Below are 20450 nucleotides of genomic sequence, written 5' to 3'. Positions count from 1 at the left end.
TGGGTGACGTGCCGTAGCCGTGGCGACTCATTGCGCCACCAGATCTAGCATTGGTCTAAACCACTAGGGAAGGGCGTCGGGCCGGTTCGGCCGAAACCGGCCCGCGCGCGGGCGCTCCCGTCAGGCGTGCGAACGCAGCCAGTTCAGCTTGGCGACGTCGTGGAAGGGGCCGCCGCCCTCGTGGTCGTTGAAGTCGTAGACCTCCATCGCCTTGTCGTCGTGCGCCCAGGCGTTGAACGCCGCGAACACGGTCGAGGGCGGGCAGGTCTGGTCCTCCAGTGCGGCCGAGAACAGCGCCGGGGCCGTGCCGCGTGCGGCGAAGTGGACGCCGTCGAAGTAGGACAGCGTGCGCTGCACCTCCGCGCTGCGGCCGCGGTGCGTCTTGAGGTAGAGCGCGATCTCGCGGTACGGGTGACGGTCCGTCAGGGTGGCGGCGCGCGGGAAGTCGCACAGGAACGGCACGTCGGGCGCGACGGCCGTCAGGTCCGGCACCAGGCCGCCGACCGCGATCGTGATCCCGCCGCCCTGGCTGGCCCCGATCACCGAGGTGCGCGAGGCGTCGGTCAGCGGGTGCGAGCGGGCCGCCTCCACCGCCCGCACGGCGTCGGTGAACACCCGGCGGTAGTAGTAGTTCTCCGGCGCGTCGATGCCGCGCGTCATGAACCCGGGGAACGAGGGCGCGCCGCCCACCGGGTCGGCGGTCGCGCCGCCGCCGCCCCAGGCGCTGCCCTGGCCGCGGGTGTCCATCACGAAATGGGCCCGGCCCGAGGACGCCCACAGCAGACGCTCGTGCGGCAGTCCGCGTCCGCCGCCGTAGCCGATGAACTCCACCACCAGCGGGAGGGGTTCCTCGGCCGCCGCGGGCAGGATCAGCCAGCCCTTCACCGGGTGGCCGCCGTACCCGGAGAAGGTCACGTCGGACACCGTCACCGTGGACAGGCCCGTCTCGACCGGCTCGAAGCGGGCGTCCAGGTCGTGCTCGCGCGCCTCCTGGAGCGTCTTGGACCAGAACGCGTCGAAGTCCTCGGGCGCGGCGGACTCGCTGCGGTAGGCGCGCAGTTCGTCGAGCGGGAGGTCGAACCAGGGCATGAGTGACCGCCTTTGGAAGGAGGAGGTGCGGGCGATCACACGGTACGTGGGGGCGAGGGCTTTCACCAGGTCGCGGAGGGTAAAGCGCTTTCTTTTCCGGGCTCGGGGACGCGTCCGTCCGCCCGCGCGGGGGTCAGCCGAAGCGCTCGATGCGGATGCGTTCCACCGGCTGCCCGGCCGCGACGAGCAGCCGGGAGGCGTGCTCGGCGAAGGCGTTGGAGCCGCACACGTACGCCTCCCAGCCGCCGTCCGGCGCCTCGGCCAGGAGCGGTGCCACATGGGCGGCCGACATACGTCCCACCGGGACCCCCTCGGGGGCGCCGCGCGTGAACACCGGGGTCGTCTCCGCGCCGTACTCCCGCGCGTAGATCAGCTCCTCCGGGCCGCGCGCCGACACCAGCAGCCGCAGCGGAACGTCCAGGGCGCGTGCCCGGTGGTGCCGCACCATCGACATCAGCGGTACGACGCCCGAACCGGCGCCGATCAGCAGCGCGGGCCGGTCGCCGGGCCACGCGAAGAAGCCGCTCAGCGGTCCGCGCACCGCCACCCGGTCGCCGGGCCGGGCCACGGTGTGGAACCAGCCGGAGACCTCGCCGCCCTCGACGTGGTCCAGGGTCAGCTCGATGTGTCCGCGGTCGTCGGGCGGCGACGCGATCGAGTAGTGCCGCTGGGCGGTGTAGCCGTCCTCGGCGGTCAGCCGCAGCGTCAGGTGCTGGCCGGGCAGATGCCCTGCCCACCCGGGCACCGCGAGCCGCACGGTGACGGCGTGCGGCGTCTCGCGCCGGACCTCGGTGATCGTGGCGGTCTGCCACGCCGTCGCCGTCTGCTGGTTCACGGCGATCCGTCCGGGCACGGCGAACCGGGTCGGAGGGGTGAAGGCCGCGGTGGTCACGTCCGCGGTGGTCACATCCGCGGTCGTCTCGGTCATGGTCGTCTGGGGCATGGTCGTCTCAGTCACCGGAGTACCGCTGTTCCTCCCAGGGGTTGCCCCGCTCGTGGTAGCCGTTCTGCTCCCAGAAGCCCGGCTCGTCGTGGTCGAGGATGCGCAGGCCGGCGACCCACTTCGCGCTCTTCCAGAAGTACAGGTGCGGCACCACCAGCCGCGCCGGTCCGCCGTGCTCCGGGGCCAGCGGCCGCCCGTCGTACTCCCAGGCGATCCAGGCGCGCCCGCCCCGGAGGTCCGCGAGCGGCAGGTTCGCGGTGTAACCGGTGTGGGAGTAGGCGACGGCGTGCGTGGCCGAGGCCTGCGGCCGGACCGCGTCGAGGAAGGTGTCCAGGGAGACGCCCCCGAACCGCACCCCGAACTTCGACCAGCCCGTCACGCAGTGGATGTCACCCTCGTACCCCGACCCCGGCAGCGCGTGCGCCTCGTCCCAGGTCCAGGTGCGGGCCTGCTCGACCAGCCCGTCGACGCGGAAGGTCCACGCGTCGGCCGAGAGGTCCGGGGTGACCTCCGCGGACAGGACGGGCCAGTCGTCGCCCGCGTCGTACTGGCCCGGCGGCAGGCCGGGCCGGCGGACGCGGTCGCGCCCGGTGAAACCTCGGGTGACGTTCATTGCGGGTGGTGCCTCCAGGCCGCCGCGCGGGACGGCCGTGTTCGTGCGGTGCGTCTTCGTTGCCCCTTCAACCGTACTGGCCCGCGCGCGCGGGAATACCCGGGGGCCGATCCTGCTTGGCCTCTGTGTCGGTGCAGGCGGAGAGAGGGAGCAGATGTCCAAGGCGCACGACGGGGTCCTCGACCATCCGGCCCGGGCCGCGCTGACCGGCCCGCACGCCCGGTTCGCCGAGCGGCGCGGCAGGGTGCTGCGCTACCCCGCCGAGGTCGCTCCCTGGGTGGCCCTGCCCGACGACGCCCGGGACGCCGACTGGGCCGACGTCGCCGCGCTCACCGGTCCCGGCAGCGAGGCCCTGACGGTCGGCTTCCGGGGCAGCCTGCCCGAGGGCTGGCCGACCGTGTTCCGCGCCGACGGAGTACAGCTCGTCGGCGAGGACGTGGCCGGGGAGCCGGACCCGGAGGCGGTGCTCCTCGGCGCGGTCGACGTGCCCGAGATGCTCGACCTGGTCGCCCGCACCCGCCCCGGGCCCTTCCTGCCGCGCACCCGGGAACTCGGCACCTATCTGGGCATCCGCCGCGGCGGAGCGCTCGTCGCCATGGCGGGGGAGCGGCTGCGGCCGCCCGGCTGGACCGAGATCAGCGCCGTCTGCACCGACCCGGCCGTGCGCGGCCAGGGCCTCGCCGGGCGCCTGGTGCGGGCCGTCGCCCACGGCATCCAGCGGCGCGGTGAGATCCCCTTCCTGCACACCGGCGCCGACAACGCGGGCGCGATCCGGCTGTACGAGTCCCTCGGCTTCCGGCACCGCCGCGACATCCTCTTCCTCGGCACCCGAGTCCCGGACGACCTGCTGGAGCCGGTCGCCTGACCCGCTCTCCTACCCGGCGCTCCGGTCGGCCGCAGGACCGGGCGCCGCGTTGTACCGCTCCAGATACGCGGCGAACCGCTCCAGGTCCGCCTCCGGCCAGTCGGCCAGCCGTTCCCGCACGACCTCCCGCCGCCGCTCGGTGACCTGGGCGAGGAGCCGGCGCCCGGCGTCCGTCAGGTGCAGCAGCTGCACCCGCTGGTCGTCGGGATCGACGCTCCGCCCGATCAGCCCGTCCCGCTCCAGTGCGGCCACCTGGCGGCTCACCGTCGACTTGTCCAGCGCGTAGTGCGTCGCGAGATCGGTGGCCCGGCAGCCGCCGCTCTCCTCCAGGTGCCCGAGCAGGGTGTACGACACCAGGGACAGCTCCGGGTGCATCCGTCCGGCCGAGGCGCGGGCCCGGCGGGCGAAGGCCGTCATCTCGCGCTGGATGGTCTCCACGGCCGTGTCCGGAACGTCCCTCGTGCTCATGGTTGCAGAGTACAACTCGGCGCTTCCGGGCGCCCTCGCACGGGTGATCGCCGGTGTACTCTTGCCCTCCGTCCGCGGATCGTCCCGGGCGTGTCGAGCCGAGGGGGTGAGACCCATTACCGCTGTGTCAGGTCGGGTGCTCTCCCCGCGCGTCGGCGCGGTCGCCGGTCGTCGGTGACCTCTGGAGCGCCCTTCGGATCCCGAAAGGCTCCCCTTGTCCTCCCTGTCCTTCTCCCATGACGCGGTCGTGGCCCAACTGCGCGCCGCCGGCTGTGTCTTCGCCGAGGACGAAGCGCGACTGCTGATCGACGCCGCCGTCGACCCGGCCGGACTCGCCGTGCTGGTGGAGCGTCGCGCCGCCGGTCATCCCCTCGAACTCGTCCTCGGCTGGGCCGAGTTCCGGGGCCTGCGCATCGACGTGGAACCCGGCGTCTTCGTACCGCGCCGCCGCACCGAGTTCCTGGTCGAACAGGCCCTCGCGCACGCACCCCATGCCCGCGTCGTCGTGGACCTGTGCTGCGGCTCGGGCGCCGTCGGCGCCGCCCTGGCCGCCGCGCTGGGTCCGGTCGAACTGCACGCGGCCGACATCGACCCGGCCGCGGTGCGCTGCGCCCGCCGCAACCTCGCCCCGTACGGCGGACTGGTGCACACCGGTGACCTGTTCCGGGCGCTGCCCACCGCCCTGCGCGGCCGGATCGACATCCTCGCCGCCAACGTCCCGTACGTGCCCAGCGCCGACATGGCGCTGCTGCCCGCCGAGGCGCGCGACCACGAGCCGCCGGCCGCCCTCGACGGCGGCGCGGACGGCCTGGACCTGATGCGCCGGGTCGCCTCCGGGGCGGCACGATGGCTGGCGCCCGGCGGCTGCCTGCTGGTCGAGACGAGCGAACGCCAGACGCCGGCCGCCGTGGAGGCATTCCGCCGAGGCGGCCTGACCCCGCGTCCGGCGAGCTGCGAGGAGCGGTACGCGCAGGTGGTGGTGGGCGTGTTCGGATAACCGAACGGCACGGTTCGTCGGGTGCCCCCCTGCGCGGCGGTGGCCCCGGTCCCGTGGGGTGGTGCCCCGGTCCTGTGGGGTGGTGCCCCGGTCCTGTGGGGCGGTGGCCCCGGTCCCGTGGGGCGGTGACGGCGGTCCCGTGCGGCGGTGGGCCCGGTCCCGCGCGGCGGTGACCTTGGCCCCGCGCGGCGGTGACGACGGCCCCGTGCGGCGGTGACGGCGGTCGCGTGCGTCGGTGACCCCGGCCCTGCGCGGCGGTGTCGGCGGCCCCGTGCGGCCGTGACCCCGGTCCCGCGCGGCGGTGGGGCAGCCCCGTGCGGCGGTGACGGCGGTCCTGCGCGGCGGTGGCCCCGGTCCCGCGCGTCGGTGACGGCGGTCGCGTGCGGCCGTGACCCCGGTCCCGTGCGTCGGTGGGGCAGCGCCGGGCGGCGGTTTATCGGCAGGCCGGGGTAACCCGTGCGCGTCGGCCGCCCGGCACGCGGCGGGGCAGGACGGCCACGAAGGCGACCGCGCCCTGATCGGGGCGGGGCGTCCGCCTGCGCGAGGGCGGAGCCCTTCGGGCGGCCGTCGGGGCGGCGGACGCCCCTGACGGCCGCCGCGGTGCGGTCGAGCGGCGGCCTCACCGGTGCCGGGTGCCGCGCGCACGGCAGGCCCCGGGCGGGGGCCACGCCGCCGGTGATCCGCCGGGCCGTCACCGGATCAACCGGTGCGGTCCGGTGGGACGGCGCGTGCGATGAGCAGGGCGACGTCGTCGGAGTTGTCAGGCTGGTGCAGGGTGCGCAGGAGCAGATCGCACACCTCCTCCAAGGGGCGGTCCGGTCCGCCGAGGAGGCGCAGCAGCGCCTCCAGCCGTTCGTCCAGCGGGTGCTGGCGGGTCTCGACCAGGCCGTCGGTGTAGAAGACCAGCCGGTCCCCGGGCTCCAGCGACACCGTGGTGGTGGAGAAGGCCACGCCCCCCACGCCCAGCGGTGCCCCGGTGGGCAGTTCGAGCAGTTCGGGAGCGTGTCCGGCGCGCAGCCGGACCGGCGGCAGATGCCCGGCGTTGGCGATCCGGCACTCGTTGCGGTACGGGTCGTGGACGGCGTAGACGCAGGTGGCGATGGAGTGGTCCAGGCCCTCCGTGGTCCGGTCCAGATGCTCCAGCAGACGCGCGGGATCGAGGCCCAGCGAGGCGAGCGTGTTGGTCGCGGTGCGCAGCCGTCCCATGGTCGCCGCGGCGTTCACCCCGCTGCCCATCACATCACCCACGACCAGCGCCGTCCGCCCGGCGTCCAGCGGGATCACGTCGAACCAGTCGCCGCCCACCTCGGCGGTGGCGCCCGCGGGCTGATAGCGGGAGGCGACCTCCAGGCCGCCCGTCACCGGCGGATGGCTGGGCAGCAGGCTGCGCTGGAGGGTGAGGGCGGTGTCGCGGGCGTTCTGGTACCAGCGGGCGTTGTCGATCTGCACGGCCGCACGGGCCGCCAGCTCCCGCGCCAGCAGCACGTCGTCGTCCCCGAAGGGCAGCGGGTTGGAGGTCCGCTTGAGGTCCAGCGCGCCCAGCACCTCGCCGCGCGCGATCAGCGGAACGGCGAGGTAGGAGTGGACGCCGGCGCGGGCCAGCTGCACCGCGGCCTCCGGGGAGCGGGCGATCCGGGGCAGGTCCGCCGGCTCGACCTCGGCCACCAGGACCGGGCTGCCGGTTCGTACGCACTGGGTGACCAGGCGGTCGGGGGCGTACCGGGCGATCTGGCCGGGCGGGTCGGCGGCGTCCAGGGCCTCGGAGGGCCCCACCGCCTGGACGGCCAGGGCGCGGATCACGGCCGGTTCGGCGGGGCCGAGGATGCTGCGTCTGCCCTCCACCACCGCGTCCAGCAGGTCCACGGCGGCGACGTCGGCCAGTTCCGGCACCGCGACGTCGGCGAGTTCGTGCGCCGTACGGCCCAGTTCCAGGGTGGTTCCGATGCGGGCGGAGGCGTCGGCGATGACGGCGAGGCGCCGGCGGGCCGAGTCGGCCTCGATCTGGGCGTGGCGCTGCTCGGTGATGTCCACGATCATGCAGGCCACGCCGGTCACCGAGCCCGGGGCGTCCTCCAGCCGGTACATCGAGACCGACCAGGCGTGGTCCTCGTCCGGATCGGCCGGGGTGCGTCCGATGGTGGCCTGGTCGACCAGGGGCTCCCCGGTCTCCAGCACCCGGCGGGCCAGGGACTCCAGGGCGGCGGTGTCCAGGCCCGGCAGGACGTCGGGGAGGGTACGGCCCAGGTGTTCCTCGGCGGGCACGCCGTTGATCCGCTCCAGGGCCGGGTTGACGGAGACGTACCGCAGATCGAGGTCGAGCACCGCGAGCCCCAGCGGTGACTGCGAGACCATCCGCGCGGAGAGCGCCACGTCCCGTTCCAGGCGGCGAACCGTCGACTGGTCGGCGGCCAGACCGAGCGCGTAGAAGTCGCCCCGGTCGTCGAGCAGCCGCTGGTTGCGGAACTCCACCATTCGGGTGCTGCCGTCCTTGTGCCGGATCGGGAAGGCGCCGGACCAGCTCTCCCCGGTGTCCATGACATCGGCGAAGAGTTTGAGCACCACGTCCAGGTGCCGTTCGTGGATCATCAGGCTGACGGCGGACCGGCCGAGCGCCTCGCTCGCCGCGTAGCCGAAGAGCTGCTCGGCCTGCGGGCTCCACAGCACGATGTGACCCCGCGCGTCCAGGACCACGGAGGCCATGCCGAGGACGTCCAGCAGCCCGCCCGGGCGCAGGCTCCCGCGCACCGGCTGGTCGTCCCGGGCCACGGGAGGTCCGGCTGCAGTCATCCCACGCACCGCCTTCGCCTGTTCGCACGGCACGCCGTCCCCCGTGCCGACTCCCCTTGTTCTACCGCGTTCAACCGTCTCCGCGACCTCTCGCGTCGCTCACCTCCACCATCCCTCAACACGCGGGAGATCGTCCGACGTTGGTCTGTACATGACCGTCCGGGCCCGGTCAGACTGTCCGCCGACTCGCACGCCCACCCCCGACCCGGGAGCCCCCAACCATGCCCCTGCGTGCCCGGCAACGTTGTCATGCCCTCATGGCCGGCCTCGTCGCCCTCGCCGCTGCCGCCGTCCTGTCCGGCGCCCCGCCCGCCCTCGCCGCCGACACCTGGACCGAGGTCGGCTCCGACCGCGCCGACCCGCTCACCGAGAGCCAGGGCCTGACCTCCGTGGAGGTCCCGGCGAACAGCCCCAACCGCTACACCGGCATCGGCACCATCCCGATCGGCGTGTCGAGCCGGGGCTGGAACCACGTGGGTGACCCGGACGCCTCCTACGACGGCCACTACATCGAGCCCTATCAGGCCGACTCCGGGTCCGCGAAGATGTTCCGGGTCCAGGCCCCGGGCGGCTCCTGGTCGGAGTACGTGCACACGCTGGCCGGCGGGGAGGCGCTGAACAACTCCTGGGTCGCCGTCGCGCCCGGCGGCCGGTGGATGCTGGCGGGGGAGTGGGGCACCATGAACCGCCTGCTCGTCTTTCCGACCCCGGGCGTCAACCCCGCCACCTCCCCGTCGGCGAACCTCCCGCTGGCCTCCACCGTGCGCCTCGACCGCGGTGTGCGGGACGTCCAGGGCTGTGACTTCTCGGGTCCGACCACGCTGCTGTGCTCCTCGGACGACCCGGCCGGCACCCTCTTCGGCATGACCAAGCCGCTGCTGCGGATCGACCTGTCCGCCGAGCCGGGCGCCTCGGACGTCGACGGGAAGGTCACCGCCCTGCGTCAGCTCCCGCTGCGCAGCGGCTGCTCGGGCACCTTCGAGACGGAGGGCGTCGACTTCGACCGCCGTACCGGCACCCTGCGGGTGATCGTCCTGTCGCCCGGGTTCTGCGTCCTGACCGACAGCAAGACCTACCGCTTCACCCGGAACTGACCGGCCGCTCCCGCTGGGGCCGCTCTGGGCCGCTCTGGGGCCGCGCATCCCGGAAGACAGTGGTTCTCTGGGAGTGGGACACGGTGTCGCGGGGGAACCCGGTGCCCGTGCCGGGGCGCGGCCCCGAGAGGAGCGATCAGGATGGACAGCGAACGACTGCACCCGGAATCCGTCTCCGTGGAGATCAGCGGGTGCAGCAAGGAGGACGCCCGGATCGTGTTCGAAGCCCTGTGCGCGTACTACGACTCCGACCGGCGCTCCGACGAGATTCCCGAGGAATGGCACGAGACCCGGCCGACGGTGTGGCTGGGCACCTTCGACGTCTCCGACCCCCATCCGGGCGCGGCCCCCGGCGGGCGGCTGACCCGGTCCGTCGAGGCGGACGTGCAGGGCGGCTACTGGGCCATCGACCGGTTCCGCACCACGCTGCACGACCTGTTCACGGTGCACGACCTGAGCACCGCCTCCGGCGATCAGGAGCGTGAGCTGCACGTACGACTGGAAAGCCGGTGACCTGGGTCTCTCCTGTTGTGCAACTAGTTGCATAATCCGTGCGCGGTCCTCTACAACAGTGAGGACGACACCGCGTACGGAGGGGCCCGATGAGCCGATACCCGCATCTGCTGAACCCGCTCGACCTGGGCTTCACCACGCTGCCCAACCGCGTCCTGATGGGCTCGATGCACGTCGGTCTGGAGGAGGCCGAGCGCGGCTTCGAGCGCATGGCTGCCTTCTACGCCGAACGGGCCCGCGGCGGTGTCGGCCTCATCGTGACCGGCGGCATCGCGCCCAACGACGAGGGCCGCCCCTACCCCGGCGGCGCGAAGATGACCAGCGAGGCGGAGGCCGAGCAGCACCGCGAGATCACCGACGCGGTGCACCGCGAGGGCGGCCGCATCGCGATGCAGATCCTCCACTTCGGCCGGTACGCCTACCATCAGGAGCTGGTGGGCCCGAGCCCCCTCCAGGCGCCGATCAGCCCCTTCCCGCCGCGCGAGCTGACGGACGCCGAGGTCGAGCGGACGATCGACGACTACGCCGAAGCGGCCCGCCTCGCCCGCCGGGCCGGCTACGACGGCGTGGAGATCATGGGCTCCGAGGGCTACCTGATCAACGAGTTCATCGCCAGGCAGACCAACCACCGCACCGACCGCTGGGGCGGCTCGTACGAGAACCGCATGCGGTTCCCGGTGGAGATCGTGCGGCGGGTGCGCGAGGCGGTCGGCGAGGACTTCATCATCGTCTACCGGCTGTCCATGCTCGACCTGGTCCCGGGCGGCTCCACCCTCGACGAGGTGATCACCCTCGCCAAGGCCGTCGAGGCGGCCGGTGCCACCATCATCAACACCGGCATCGGCTGGCACGAGGCCCGGATCCCCACCATCGCCACCTCCGTGCCGCGCGGCGCCTACACCTGGGTCACCAAGCGCCTGATGGGCGAGGTGTCCATCCCGCTGGTCACCACCAACCGCATCAACACCCCGGAACTGGCGGAGCAGTTGCTCGCCGACGGCTGCGCCGACATGGTCTCGATGGCCCGCCCGATGCTCGCCGACCCCGAGTTCGTGAACAAGGCCGCCGAGGGCCGCCCCGAGGCCATCAACACCTGCATCGGCTGCAACCAGGCCTGCCTGGACCACACCTTCCAGCTGAAGATCACCTCCTGCCTGGTCAACCCGCGCGCCTGCCACGAGACCGAGCTGGTGCTCTCCCCGACCCGGCTACGCAAGCGCGTCGCCGTCGTGGGCGCCGGACCGGCCGGCCTCGCCGCCGCGGTGACCGCCGCCGAACGCGGCCACGACGTCACCCTGTTCGACGCGGCCGCAGAGGTCGGCGGCCAGCTCAACGTCGCCCGCCAGGTCCCCGGCAAGCAGGAGTTCGACGAGACCCTGCGCTACTTCCGCCACCGCCTCGACGAGGAGGGCGTGGACGTCCGGCTCGACACCTGGGTGACGGCCGAGGACCTCTCCGACTACGACGAGGTCGTGGTCGCCACCGGTGTCACCCCGCGCACCCCGGAGATCCCGGGCGTCGACCACCCGAGCGTCGTCGGCTACCTCGACGTGCTGCGCGACCGGGTGCCCGTCGGCGAGCGGGTCGCGATCCTCGGCGCCGGCGGCATCGGCTTCGACGTCGCCGAGTTCCTCACCGACGGCGGCGACAAGGCGCACGAGGACCCGGAGACGTACTTCCGGCACTGGGGCGTCGACACCTCCTACGAGGGTCCGGGCGGACTGGCGGCGCCCGAGCGCCCCGCCCCGCCGCGCACCGTCCACCTGCTCCAGCGCAAGACCACCAAGGTGGGCGCCGGCCTCGGCAAGACCACCGGCTGGATCCACCGCACCGAGCTCAAGCACCGCGGCGTCACCATGGTCCCCGGGGTCAGCTACGACCGGATCGACGACGCGGGACTGCACGTCACCGTCGGCGAGGAGAGCACGGTCCTGCCCGTCGACACGATCGTCCTGTGCACCGGCCAGGAGCCGCGCCGGGACCTGTACGAGGAGCTGGCGGCGGCCGGCCGCGCCGTGCACCTGATCGGGGGCGCCGACGTGGCGGCGGAACTCGACGCCAAGCGCGCCATCAAGCAGGGCACCGAGGTCGCGGCGGCCTTCTAGGCGCCGTCACCGCCGTCCCGGACGTCCTTAGGATGACGTCATGTCACTCCCGCACGCGATCCTCACCGCCCTGCTCGAAAAGCCGTCCTCGGGGCTGGAGCTGACCCGTCGCTTCGACAAGTCGATCGGCTACTTCTGGTCGGCGACGCATCAGCAGATCTATCGCGAGCTGGGAAAACTGGAGGGCGACGGGTTCATCCGCACCCTCCCGGCCGAGCAGCCGGCCCGTGGGCAGAAGAAGAGCTACGAGGTCCTGCCCGCGGGCCGCGCCGAACTGGCCCGCTGGAGCTCAGCCTCCCAGGACCCCAAGCCGCACCGGGACACGCTGCTGCTGCGGCTGCGCGCGGCGGCCGTGGTCGGCATCGAGGGCATCGAGGGCGACCTGCGCCGCCACCTGGAGCTGCACCGGCGGCAGCTGGCCGAGTACGAGGCGATCGAGCGGCGCGACTTCCCGCCCGGCAGGGACGGACAGGGCGACCGGCTGCGCCACCTGGTGCTGCGGGCGGGCATCGATCTGGAGACGTTCTGGACGGGGTGGCTGGAACACGCGCTGACGGAGTTCGCCGAACTGCCCTCCGGTGAGGACCGGGCCGGCTGAGGCGAGCGGGCCGAGCCGGCGAGGACCGGCGCGCCCGCGCGCGCCGGTCGATCGGCGTGAGGGGGCGGGCGGCCGGTCCGGCGACCCGCCTGCCCGGTCACCGAGTGGGTACCTCCGTCCCGTCAGAGCCGGTAGGGCCTCGACCTGCGGCGCAGGAACCACACCGTGGCTCCGGCGCCGAGCACCAGCAGACCCCCGCCGGCCGCGAGGGTCAGCGTGCCGAAGTCCTTGGAGGAGCCGCCCATACCGCCCATGACGCCCCGCGAGGGCGAGGCGGACGCGGTGACCGTGGGCGAGGCGGACGCCGAGACGACGATCGCCTGGGTGCCCGCGGTCTGGCTGTTGTAGGCGCACTGCACGATGACGGTGTACGTACCGGGGCTGACGCTCGACCAGGCGGCGGACTGGAGGCTGGTGGTGCCCGACAGGGCCACCTGGCGGCCCTGGGCGAAGCTCGCCTGGCTGCTGGTGAGCAGGGCCGCGGTGCCCCAGCTGCCGGCGGAGTCGGTGCGGTTGCACGCGCTGGTGGTGACCGAGACGGTGGAGCCGCTGGTGCTCACCGAGATCCCGGACTGCGCGGTGGCCGTCGTTGCGGTCAGGGCGAGCGGAAGCGCGGCGGCGGCCGCCACGGTCAGCCCCGAGCGGAGAAGTGGCGATGTGTTGCGCATGTGGACTGCCCTCCGACGGCACGGTTGGCGGTACATCCCTTGCGCCGCCGAGGGTCGGGAAACGCCCGTGCTGCCTCAGGGGCAGCCAACGCGCCCCCGGCCCGCGCCGCATGCGGACGGCCGCCGGGCAGGTGACGGATTCCCACGTCCGGCCCATGAAGCCCCCCGCCACCGCCTCCGCCCTCTCCTGTCCGTGCCGGTGCTGCGCCCGCGCCGTGCGGGACGCTCACCGCTCCGCGTCGCCCGTCGTCACCGTCCGTTCCGCCGAGAAGCCGCCCCAGGTTCCGTCGGGCAGCCGGGCCCGCAGCCGGACACGGTGGTCGACGCCCGGCTCGGTGCCCGCGTAGAAGCTGTACTCGGCCCGCTCGCGGGGCGCGTCACCGCCGAAGACCACCGAGGTGGCCGCGCGCCCGTCGAGGTGCACCTGGTACTCCGTGATCACACCGTCGGTGTCCGGCGGCACCCAGCTGAGGTCGATGTAGTACGCGCCGTCCCCCTTGTCGCGGTGGCTCGTCGCCCGGAAGGCGCCCGGGGCCGTACCGCGGCCGTCGTCACTGCCGGGTGTGGTGAGGCGGACGGGGCCGCCGGCCGCGGAGACGTTGTCGGCGGCGTCCCGGGCGCGGACCGTGAAGGTGTAGCGGGTCCCCGGCCGCAGCCCCGTGACCACGGCGGCGGTCTGGTTCCCACCCACACTGTGGATCTTCGTACCGCCCTGAAGGATGTCGTACGAGGCCACGCCCCGGTCGTCCCGCGCGGCGGACCAGGACAGCTGGACGGCGCGGCTGCCCACCGCGCGGCCCTCGACGCCACCCGGCACCCCCGGGGCGGCCCGGTCTGCCGGGCCCGCCGCGGGAGTCGTGGCGCGGACCTCCTCGCTGGGCGGGCCGAGCCGGCCCTCGGTGTCACGGGCCCGCACCGTGAAGACGTAGGACGTGGACGGGCGGAGCCGGATCACGTCCACCATGTGCGCGTCACCCGGTACGTCCCTGACCTTGGTGGTGCCGCGGTACACCTCGTAGCCGTCGATGCCCTGGCTCGCGGTCACCGCGTTCCACATGACGTGCACGCTGGTCGCGCTGCCCGCCTCGGCGGTGACGCCTCTCGGCGCGCCGGGCACGGGGCCCTCGTCGGCCCCGCCCTGCCACCCGCAGGAGGCGAGCAGGACGAGCGCGCCGCTGACCAGGGCGATTCTGCGCGGACGGACGGGAACCGGAACGCGTCGCACGACTCTTCCTCCCCGGCGAACGGGTCCGCGGCGGAGCGCCTCCACTCCGGCACGGAAATGGTCCGGACCAATATGACCCGGCTGACGCGATCACATCAAGAGGGAGGGGTCGGGGAGTGCCCCGCGGAAGGTTACGTATGCTGGCCTCTCACGGCTGAACTTCCCGTGCTGATCCGGTAGTTCACGTCGGTGGCGCGGACCGCTGTCGTCGCAGATCCCGCGCCGTGCCGTGCGCGGCCGGGAGTCCGAGCGGACACAGGCTCAGACTCCCGGCCGCCGCCGGAAGTTCCGTGCCGCGCCGTCGTCGGGCGGGCGCGTGCACCGTCTGGCCCCCGAGCGGTGGCCTCGTGCGCGGACCGGCACCAGGGTGGGCTGAGTGTCCGTCAGTGTTCCGCCGGAGAGGGTCCCTTATCGTGCGTGCCAAGTCGCTGACCCTGGCCGCGGTGAGCGCCGTCCTGCTCGCCCCGACCATGCTGCCCGACGCCGAGCCCGGGGCCGGGCAGGCGCCGGTGGCGCATCCCCTGGGCGAGATCCGCGCCGCCGACCTGCTGGCCAGGGTCCGCACCTGCGCCCAGGTCTCCCAGGAGCGCTACGCCACCGACGCCGGTGGGTCCCCGACCGTCCCGGTCTGCGGTACCCGGGAGGCCGTCTTCTGGAAGGCCGACCTGGACATCGACTGCGACGGACAGCCCGGCGCCCGCTGCAACGGCGTCACCGACCCCTACTTCAGCGACGCCACGGCCTTCACCCAGTCCGACGGCCGCTACCTGGACGCCGAACGCCTCCCGTACGTCGTCGTACCCGCCCCGAGCCACCGCTGGGACTACCGGGAGCACGGGATCACCGGCGGCTCGGTGGTCGCGCTCGTGTACGGCGACAAGGTGCGGTACGCGGTCGTGGGTGACGTCGGGCCGCGCGACATCATCGGTGAGGCGTCCTACGCCGCCGCCGAGGCGCTCGGTGTGAACCCGGACCCGCACGGCGGCGGCACGCCCTCCGGCGTCACCTACATCGTCTTCAAGGACTCGCGGGTGCGGCCGATCGAGGACGCCGCGGCCGCCGCCGCGGAGGGGGAGCGGCTGGCCCACCGGTTCCTGGGCGGTGGCCGCTGAGCCCTCGTCGGACCGCCGACCAGCCTTCGTCGGGCCGCCGTCCAGCCGTCGTCAGACCCTCGTCCGGCCCTCGTCAGACCGCCGACCAGCCGTCGTCCACGGGCAGCACCACGCCGTTGATGTTGCTCGCCGCCTCGGAGGCGAGGAAAACGACGGCCGCGGCCTGCTCCTCGGGCCGGGCCAGCCGTCCGACGTTCACGAAGTGCGGGCCCAGCGCCGCCGGTCCGTGCGCGGCCTGGTCGGCGTCGACGACGATGCCGGTCGCGGTGCCGCCGGGCGCGATGGCGTTGGCGCGGATGCCCTGCTTCCGGTACATCACCGCGAGGTTCTTCGTCAGGCCCACGACGCCGTGCTTGGAAGCCGTGTAGGCGGCGCCCGCGGCGCTGCCCCTGAGGCCCGCCTCGGAGGCGGTGTTCACGATCGCGCCCCCGCCCGCGGCCAGCATGTGCGGCAGAACGGCCCGGGTGAGCTGGAACGGAGCCGTCAGATTGACGCGCAGCACCCGCTCCCACTCGGCGTCCGTGACATCCGCGAGCGCCGACATCCGGTCCATGATCCCGGCGTTGTTGACCAGTACGTCCACACCGCCGAACCGCTCCACCGCGACCGTGACCACCGCGTCGACGACCGACTGCTCGCTCAGGTCGCCGGTGACGGCCACCGCGGTGCCGCCCGCCTTCTCGATCTCCTCGACCACGGCTCGCGCGCCCTCGGCGTTGAGGTCCGCCACCACGACGTGGTCGCCCAGCTCGGCGAAGGCCAGGGCCGTGGCGCGGCCGATACCGGAGCCCGCTCCGGTGACGATGACACTGCGTCCGTCGGGGCCGTCGGTCATGGGGTCGCTCCTGTCGTCGGTCCGGGGCCGAGTGCCCCGGAGGGCCCACTGTACGACTTAATGTCTCCGAGTGACATAAAGTCGTGGTGTGAGAATTCCGGCAGAGCGATCAACGAGCCGGAGGAAGAGATGACCGCAGCCAGCGGACGCACGGGCCGACCGCCGCTGACCGAGGAGCGCAAGGCGGAGATCCGGCTGGAGATCGCCCGGGCCGCCGTCGGTCTGTTCGTCGCCCAGGGCGTCACCGCCACCACGGGCGAACAGATCGGGCAGGCCGTCGGTGTCTCGGCGCGCACGGTGTGGCGCTACTTCCCGAGCAAGGAGAGCTGCGTGCAGCCCCTGTTCTCGGCCGGGATCTCCGCGATCGCCGAGTCGCTCCGGCGGTGGCGGCACGGGGAACCGCTCCAGGAGGTCTTCGACCGGGGCCTGATGGCCGACGGCGCCCCCGGCCGCGATCAGGGCCACGCCACCGTGGGCGCCCTGGTCCGGCTGACCCGCACCGAGCCCGGCCTGCGCGCGGTGTGGCTCCAGACCTACGACGAGGCCGAACCGGCCTTCACGCGCGCCCTCGCCGAGCGGGCCGGGCTGCCCGCGGACGATCCGCGCCCGGTGATCGAGGCGGCGATGCTCAACGCCGCCCTGCGCGCCGCCGTGGAGCACCACGCCTGGCACGGCACCGAAGGGCACGGCACCGACACGGCCCCCGACGCCGAGGCGACGAGGGCCGAACTGGAAGCGGCGCTGCGCACCGCGCTTGAGGTGGCGGCGCGGGGCATCTCCTGAGCGAGGCGGAGCAGGGCGGGCTCACACCTTCCGGTAGGTGTACGCCTCCTCCGCGGCCGCCCGTACGGCCGCGAGGTCCGCGCCGGTGGCCGCCGTGACGACCGCGGCGATCGCGCCCTCGACGAAGGGCGCGTCCACCAACAGCGTGCCGTCGGGGAGTTCGTCGCCCTCGGCGAGCAGCGCCTTCACGGTCAGCACGGCGCTGCCGAGGTCGGTCAGGACCGCGACCCCGGCGCCCCGGTCCACGGCAGCGGCCGCGGCGGCGATCAGTTCCGCACTGGTGCCGAGGCCCCCGTCCTCCGTACCGCCCGCGGGTGCGACCGGCACCGCGGCACCGCCGCCCGCGAGACTCCTCGCCAGTTCGGCCACCGAGTCGGCGACCGCCGCGCTGTGCGACACCAGCACGATCCCGACCCGCTGGTCCTCACTCACCGTTCGCCTCCGCCAGAGCCGCGACCAGCAGGGCGGACGAGGTCGCCCCCGGATCCTGGTGCCCGATGCTGCGCTCGCCGAGGTAGCTCGCCCGGCCCTTGCGCGCCTGGAGCGGAGTCGTGGCCAGCGCCCCCTCCTCGGCCGCGGCCCGCGCGGCGGCGAAGCCGGAGTCGAGCGCGTCCCCGGCGGGCACCAGCGCGTCGATCATCGTCTTGTCCCCGGGCGCCGCGCCCCCGAGGGTCATGACCGCCTCGACCCCGGTGCGGAACGCCCACGCGAACTGCGCCTCGTCGACCTCGGGGGCCTCTCCGAGCGCCTTGCCGGTGCGCCGGAGCAGCGTCCCGTACAGCGGGCCCGAGGCGCCGCCCACCGTCGAGATCAGCTGCCGTCCGGCGAGGGTGAGGACCGCCCCCGGGGTGGCGGGGGCCTCCTTGTCGAGGGTCGCCGTCACGGCGCGGAAGCCGCGCAGCAGGTTGCTGCCGTGGTCGGCGTCGCCGATCGGGGAGTCCAGGGCGGTGAGCCGTTCCGCCTCGCGTTCCACGGACGCGGCGGTGGCGGCCATCCAGCGGCGGAAGAAGTCGGCGTCCAGCACACAATCTCCTTGCTCGGTAGGATCGTTGACAGCCGGCCGGGCCCGTTCACATGCCCCAGCGCAGTCCGGCCGTCCGGACCGGCGCGTCCCACAGACGCAGCAGCTCCTGGTCGATCCGGCACAGGGTGACCGAGGCGCCGGCCATGTCGAGGGACGTGACGTAGTTGCCCACCAGCGTGCGCGCCACGGCGACCCCGCGCTCGCCGAGCACCCGCTGCACCTCGGCGTTGAAGCCGTACAGCTCCAGCAGCGGGGTCGCTCCCATGCCGTTGACCAGCACCAGCACGGGATTGCGGACGGGCATGTCCTCCAGGATCGCGTTCACCGCGAAGTCGGCGATCTCGCCCGAGGTCATCATCGGGCGCCGCTCCCGGCCGGGCTCCCCGTGGATGCCGACGCCGAGCTCCAGCTCACCGTCGGGCAGCTCGAAGGTCGGGCTGCCCTTCGCGGGCGTGGTGCAGGCGCCCAGGGCGACACCGAAGCTGCGGGAGTTCTCGTTGACCTGCCGGGCCAGCGCCTCCACCCGCTCCAGGGGCATGCCCTCCTCGGCGGCGGCGCCCGCGATCTTCTCCACGAACAGGGTCGCGCCGGTGCCGCGCCGCCCCGCGGTGTACAGGCTGTCGGTGACCGCCACGTCGTCGTCGACGAGGACCTTGGCCACCTGGATGCCCTCGTCCTCGGCGAGTTCGGCGGCCATGTCGAAGTTCAGCACGTCACCGGTGTAGTTCTTCACGACGAACAGCACTCCGGCACCGCTGTCGACGGCCGCCGCCGCGCGCACCATCTGGTCCGGGACCGGGGAGGTGAAGACCTCGCCCGGACAGGCGGCCGAGAGCATGCCGGGCCCCACGAACCCGCCGTGCAGCGGCTCGTGCCCCGATCCGCCCCCGGAGATCAGCGCCACCTTCCCGGCCACGGGCGCGTCCCGCCGGACGATCACCCGGTTCTCCACGTCCACGGTCAGTTCGGGGTGGGCGGCCGCGAGACCCCGCAGGGCGTCCGCGACGACGGTCTCCGGGACGTTGATGAGCATCCGCATGGGTACCTCCAGGTGAGCCGACAGACAGCTTCCGTACCACTCCCGGCAGTATCGACCTTGGCGCGGGGAAGGTCACGTGCCGGGGCGGAGTCGGCGGCGCGCCCCGGGGCGTTCCGTGGGACTACCAGCTCCGCGCCACCACCCGCAGCCGCTCCCGGACCCGCGCGACGTCGGGGTTGGCGTCCGCCCCCGGGCGCTGGACGAGGAAGAGCGTGTTCAGCGGGGCCTCCACGGGCTCGTGCAGCAGGCTGAGCCGGCCGGAGTCCAGGTGCTCCTGGCACAGCGAGCGGGGGAGCACGCTGTACCCGGCGCCCGCGGTGACCGCCGAGAGCACCGCGTACAGATTGGGCACGGTCACCGACGGCCGGGCGGTGAGCTGCCGCCCGAAGACCGTGCGCCAGTAGCGGCGCAGGATCGGCAGGTCCTCGGCGTACGTCACCATCGGGACGTCCCGCAGCGCGGCGCCCACCTCGCCGCCCCCGGTCCGCTCGGCCCACCGGGGGCTCGCGACCAGCAGGTACTCCTCGTCGGCCAGCGGCACCGACTCCAGGGCCCGGCCGCGGGGCCGGCGCGTGGCGATCACCAGGTCGTGCCGGCCCGCCCGCAGCTCCTCCAGCAGCGGCTCGGGCAGGCCCTGGCCGACCCGGAGCTGCACCCCCTCGGCGACGAGCGGCACCAGCGCGGGCAGCACCCGCACGCAGAGCAGCTCCGAGGGCCCGGCCAGATGCACCGGCGCCGCCGCCGCGCCGGCGTCCTCCAGGGTGGCCAGCGCGTCCAGCGGCGCCGTGATCCGCGCGGCCAGCTCATGGGCGTACGGCGTGGGCTCCACCCCGCGCGGCAGACGCGTGAACAGTTCCCGCCCGGTCTGCTGCTCCAGCGTGCGGATCTGGGCCGTCACGGTCGGCTGCGACAGCCCGAGCCGGGGTGCCGCCGCCGTGAAGGAGCCCGAGCGGTACACGCCGAGGAAGGTGCGCAGCAGGTTCAGGTCCGCGTGCTGCGGCAGCTGCGTCCGGTTCGTCATGGGGTCAGCCTAGCGAGCCCGCCCATCGGGGTCCCGATATCGGAAATCGGCCTTCCTATTGGTGAGCGGATGGCGACCGGGCCTACCGTCGAGACAGCCCGCATCCCACCGAAGGAACCCCGATGACCACGCAGAACGCGATCAACTGGCCCGAGAAGTACCTGCCCGGAACCGGCGACAACTTCGTCTCCAACGAGGTGATCGTCAAGGGCGTCACCGCCGCCCGGGTCTGGCCCTTCCTGACCGACACCGCCACCTGGGAGTCGTACTACGACAACGTCGCCGACATCTCCTTCCCCGGGGGCGGCGGTCCCGCGCTCCACGACGGCGCCGACTTCAGCTTCGGCACCTTCGGCTTCCCGCCCCTGGACGCGCACGTCGTGGAGTTCCAGGAGCCCGCCGACGGAGTCCCCGGCCGGCTGTCCTGGACGGCCCGGCAGGACGGCACCCCGGCGGAGCGGCTGGACGTGCTGCACGCCTGGCTGGTGGAGGATCTACCCGGTGGCCGGGTCCGGATCCTCACCCAGGAGACTCAGCTGGGCGAGCCCGCGGCGGCCCTCGCCGAGGAACGGCCGAACCCGATGCTCAACGGCCACCAGGCGTGGCTGGACGGGCTGATCCGCGCCGCCCGCCGCTGACGCCGTACCCGAGCACGACGAGATCAGGAAGGC

General features: G+C 73.7%; 21 protein-coding genes. 9 read left to right on the top strand and 12 right to left on the bottom strand.

Annotated elements, in window-relative coordinates; translation table 11 throughout:
- Positions 1-120: 120 nt before the first annotated feature.
- The 3 genes from AB0E07_RS21130 to AB0E07_RS21120 form a co-directional block, all read right to left on the bottom strand.
- A complete protein-coding gene (locus tag AB0E07_RS21130; RefSeq protein ID WP_362254088.1) occupies positions 121-1089 on the bottom strand; it encodes an acetylxylan esterase in 969 nt (322 codons plus the stop codon).
- Positions 1090-1222: 133 nt separating this feature from the next.
- Entirely contained in the window at positions 1223-2017 is a 795-nt protein-coding gene (locus AB0E07_RS21125) for a ferredoxin reductase (RefSeq protein WP_362254176.1), read from the bottom strand.
- A 22-nt stretch (positions 2018-2039) separates the two neighbouring features.
- The gene (locus AB0E07_RS21120; protein WP_362254086.1) at positions 2040-2645 is read right to left on the bottom strand and encodes a sulfite oxidase-like oxidoreductase; all 606 of its coding nucleotides are present in this window, start codon (positions 2643-2645) and stop codon (positions 2040-2042) included.
- 154 nt (positions 2646-2799) lie between these two features.
- Between AB0E07_RS21120 and AB0E07_RS21115 the strand changes: the two genes are divergently transcribed.
- The gene (locus tag AB0E07_RS21115; protein WP_362254083.1) at positions 2800-3510 is read left to right on the top strand and encodes a GNAT family N-acetyltransferase; all 711 of its coding nucleotides are present in this window, start codon (positions 2800-2802) and stop codon (positions 3508-3510) included.
- 9 nt (positions 3511-3519) lie between these two features.
- Here AB0E07_RS21115 and AB0E07_RS21110 read toward each other — a convergent pair whose 3' ends face one another.
- On the bottom strand, positions 3520-3978 hold the full coding sequence (locus AB0E07_RS21110; RefSeq protein WP_362254080.1) for a MarR family winged helix-turn-helix transcriptional regulator: 459 nt from the start codon (positions 3976-3978) through the stop codon (positions 3520-3522).
- A gap of 214 nt (positions 3979-4192) precedes the next feature.
- Here AB0E07_RS21110 and AB0E07_RS21105 point away from each other — a divergent pair, with 214 nt between their 5' ends.
- A complete protein-coding gene (locus AB0E07_RS21105) occupies positions 4193-4975 on the top strand; it encodes a putative protein N(5)-glutamine methyltransferase (RefSeq protein ID WP_362254077.1) in 783 nt (260 codons plus the stop codon).
- Positions 4976-5674: 699 nt separating this feature from the next.
- On the opposite strand, the gene AB0E07_RS21100 is transcribed toward AB0E07_RS21105, so the two are convergent.
- On the bottom strand, positions 5675-7762 hold the full coding sequence (locus AB0E07_RS21100; protein WP_362254074.1) for a SpoIIE family protein phosphatase: 2088 nt from the start codon (positions 7760-7762) through the stop codon (positions 5675-5677).
- A gap of 221 nt (positions 7763-7983) precedes the next feature.
- On the opposite strand from AB0E07_RS21100, the gene AB0E07_RS21095 reads away from it, so the two are divergent.
- The 4 genes from AB0E07_RS21095 (at position 7984) to AB0E07_RS21080 (ending at position 12072) form a co-directional block, all read left to right on the top strand.
- The gene (locus AB0E07_RS21095) at positions 7984-8856 is read left to right on the top strand and encodes a hypothetical protein (RefSeq protein WP_362254071.1); all 873 of its coding nucleotides are present in this window, start codon (positions 7984-7986) and stop codon (positions 8854-8856) included.
- Between the two features lie 141 nt (positions 8857-8997).
- Positions 8998-9369, top strand: coding sequence for a hypothetical protein (locus AB0E07_RS21090; RefSeq protein ID WP_362254068.1), 372 nt, complete (start codon positions 8998-9000; stop codon positions 9367-9369).
- Positions 9370-9458: 89 nt separating this feature from the next.
- Entirely contained in the window at positions 9459-11474 is a 2016-nt protein-coding gene (locus tag AB0E07_RS21085; protein WP_362254065.1) for an NADPH-dependent 2,4-dienoyl-CoA reductase, read from the top strand.
- A 40-nt stretch (positions 11475-11514) separates the two neighbouring features.
- Positions 11515-12072 carry a PadR family transcriptional regulator gene (locus AB0E07_RS21080; protein ID WP_362254063.1) on the top strand — a complete coding sequence of 186 codons (558 nt, stop codon included), beginning with the start codon at positions 11515-11517 and terminating at the stop codon, positions 12070-12072.
- A gap of 122 nt (positions 12073-12194) precedes the next feature.
- On the opposite strand, the gene AB0E07_RS21075 is transcribed toward AB0E07_RS21080, so the two are convergent.
- Together AB0E07_RS21075 and AB0E07_RS21070 are read right to left on the bottom strand one after the other, a co-directional pair.
- Positions 12195-12740: a hypothetical protein gene (locus AB0E07_RS21075; RefSeq protein WP_362254060.1), complete on the bottom strand. Its 546-nt coding sequence runs from the start codon at positions 12738-12740 to the stop codon at positions 12195-12197.
- A gap of 226 nt (positions 12741-12966) precedes the next feature.
- Positions 12967-13965, bottom strand: a complete 999-nt coding sequence (locus AB0E07_RS21070; RefSeq protein ID WP_362254057.1) for a fibronectin type III domain-containing protein — start codon at positions 13963-13965, stop codon at positions 12967-12969.
- A gap of 413 nt (positions 13966-14378) precedes the next feature.
- On the opposite strand from AB0E07_RS21070, the gene AB0E07_RS21065 reads away from it, so the two are divergent.
- A complete protein-coding gene (locus AB0E07_RS21065) occupies positions 14379-15077 on the top strand; it encodes a glycoside hydrolase family 75 protein (protein ID WP_362254054.1) in 699 nt (232 codons plus the stop codon).
- A 73-nt stretch (positions 15078-15150) separates the two neighbouring features.
- Here AB0E07_RS21065 and AB0E07_RS21060 read toward each other — a convergent pair whose 3' ends face one another.
- Positions 15151-15912, bottom strand: a complete 762-nt coding sequence (locus AB0E07_RS21060) for a glucose 1-dehydrogenase (protein ID WP_362254051.1) — start codon at positions 15910-15912, stop codon at positions 15151-15153.
- Positions 15913-16041: 129 nt separating this feature from the next.
- Here AB0E07_RS21060 and AB0E07_RS21055 point away from each other — a divergent pair, with 129 nt between their 5' ends.
- Positions 16042-16695, top strand: coding sequence for a TetR/AcrR family transcriptional regulator (locus AB0E07_RS21055; protein ID WP_362254048.1), 654 nt, complete (start codon positions 16042-16044; stop codon positions 16693-16695).
- Positions 16696-16716: 21 nt separating this feature from the next.
- Here AB0E07_RS21055 and dhaM read toward each other — a convergent pair whose 3' ends face one another.
- The 4 genes from dhaM to AB0E07_RS21035 all read right to left on the bottom strand — a co-directional run bounded on the left by dhaM (position 16717) and on the right by AB0E07_RS21035 (position 19779).
- Positions 16717-17127 (bottom strand): dihydroxyacetone kinase phosphoryl donor subunit DhaM, encoded by a 411-nt coding sequence (gene dhaM / locus AB0E07_RS21050; RefSeq protein WP_362254045.1) that lies wholly within the window; start codon positions 17125-17127, stop codon positions 16717-16719.
- Entirely contained in the window at positions 17120-17719 is a 600-nt protein-coding gene (gene dhaL / locus AB0E07_RS21045) for a dihydroxyacetone kinase subunit DhaL (RefSeq protein WP_362254042.1), read from the bottom strand. Before dhaL ends, dhaM begins: the two co-directional genes overlap by 8 nt.
- 46 nt (positions 17720-17765) lie before the next feature.
- Positions 17766-18758: a dihydroxyacetone kinase subunit DhaK gene (gene dhaK / locus AB0E07_RS21040; RefSeq protein ID WP_362254036.1), complete on the bottom strand. Its 993-nt coding sequence runs from the start codon at positions 18756-18758 to the stop codon at positions 17766-17768.
- A 121-nt stretch (positions 18759-18879) separates the two neighbouring features.
- The gene (locus tag AB0E07_RS21035; RefSeq protein WP_362254033.1) at positions 18880-19779 is read right to left on the bottom strand and encodes a LysR family transcriptional regulator; all 900 of its coding nucleotides are present in this window, start codon (positions 19777-19779) and stop codon (positions 18880-18882) included.
- Between the two features lie 122 nt (positions 19780-19901).
- Here AB0E07_RS21035 and AB0E07_RS21030 point away from each other — a divergent pair, with 122 nt between their 5' ends.
- Positions 19902-20417 carry an SRPBCC family protein gene (locus tag AB0E07_RS21030; protein WP_362254030.1) on the top strand — a complete coding sequence of 172 codons (516 nt, stop codon included), beginning with the start codon at positions 19902-19904 and terminating at the stop codon, positions 20415-20417.
- Positions 20418-20450 lie beyond the last annotated feature (33 nt).

The sequence above is a fragment of the Streptomyces sp. NPDC048002 genome (assembly GCF_040653275.1).
In the GTDB taxonomy this organism is placed as follows: Bacteria; Actinomycetota; Actinomycetes; order Streptomycetales; family Streptomycetaceae; genus Streptomyces.
The sequence above is the reverse complement of the archived record's forward strand: the minus strand, read 5'-3'. Positions and strand labels throughout refer to the sequence as shown.

What these genes read in the sequence shown, in the direction of transcription:
- AB0E07_RS21130 (WP_362254088.1), bottom strand. Translation starts at nt 1,089, where the DNA reads ATGCCCTGGTTCGACCTCCCGCTCGACGAACTGCGCGCCTACCGCAGC.
- AB0E07_RS21125 (WP_362254176.1), bottom strand. Translation starts at nt 2,017, where the DNA reads ATGACCGAGACGACCGCGGATGTGACCACCGCGGACGTGACCACCGCG.
- AB0E07_RS21120 (WP_362254086.1), bottom strand. Translation starts at nt 2,645, where the DNA reads ATGAACGTCACCCGAGGTTTCACCGGGCGCGACCGCGTCCGCCGGCCC.
- AB0E07_RS21115 (WP_362254083.1), top strand. Translation starts at nt 2,800, where the DNA reads ATGTCCAAGGCGCACGACGGGGTCCTCGACCATCCGGCCCGGGCCGCG.
- AB0E07_RS21110 (WP_362254080.1), bottom strand. Translation starts at nt 3,978, where the DNA reads ATGAGCACGAGGGACGTTCCGGACACGGCCGTGGAGACCATCCAGCGC.
- AB0E07_RS21100 (WP_362254074.1), bottom strand. Translation starts at nt 7,762, where the DNA reads ATGACTGCAGCCGGACCTCCCGTGGCCCGGGACGACCAGCCGGTGCGC.
- AB0E07_RS21095 (WP_362254071.1), top strand. Translation starts at nt 7,984, where the DNA reads ATGCCCCTGCGTGCCCGGCAACGTTGTCATGCCCTCATGGCCGGCCTC.
- AB0E07_RS21090 (WP_362254068.1), top strand. Translation starts at nt 8,998, where the DNA reads ATGGACAGCGAACGACTGCACCCGGAATCCGTCTCCGTGGAGATCAGC.
- AB0E07_RS21085 (WP_362254065.1), top strand. Translation starts at nt 9,459, where the DNA reads ATGAGCCGATACCCGCATCTGCTGAACCCGCTCGACCTGGGCTTCACC.
- AB0E07_RS21080 (WP_362254063.1), top strand. Translation starts at nt 11,515, where the DNA reads ATGTCACTCCCGCACGCGATCCTCACCGCCCTGCTCGAAAAGCCGTCC.
- AB0E07_RS21075 (WP_362254060.1), bottom strand. Translation starts at nt 12,740, where the DNA reads ATGCGCAACACATCGCCACTTCTCCGCTCGGGGCTGACCGTGGCGGCC.
- AB0E07_RS21060 (WP_362254051.1), bottom strand. Translation starts at nt 15,912, where the DNA reads ATGACCGACGGCCCCGACGGACGCAGTGTCATCGTCACCGGAGCGGGC.
- AB0E07_RS21055 (WP_362254048.1), top strand. Translation starts at nt 16,042, where the DNA reads ATGACCGCAGCCAGCGGACGCACGGGCCGACCGCCGCTGACCGAGGAG.
- dhaK (WP_362254036.1), bottom strand. Translation starts at nt 18,758, where the DNA reads ATGCGGATGCTCATCAACGTCCCGGAGACCGTCGTCGCGGACGCCCTG.
- AB0E07_RS21035 (WP_362254033.1), bottom strand. Translation starts at nt 19,779, where the DNA reads ATGACGAACCGGACGCAGCTGCCGCAGCACGCGGACCTGAACCTGCTG.
- AB0E07_RS21030 (WP_362254030.1), top strand. Translation starts at nt 19,902, where the DNA reads ATGACCACGCAGAACGCGATCAACTGGCCCGAGAAGTACCTGCCCGGA.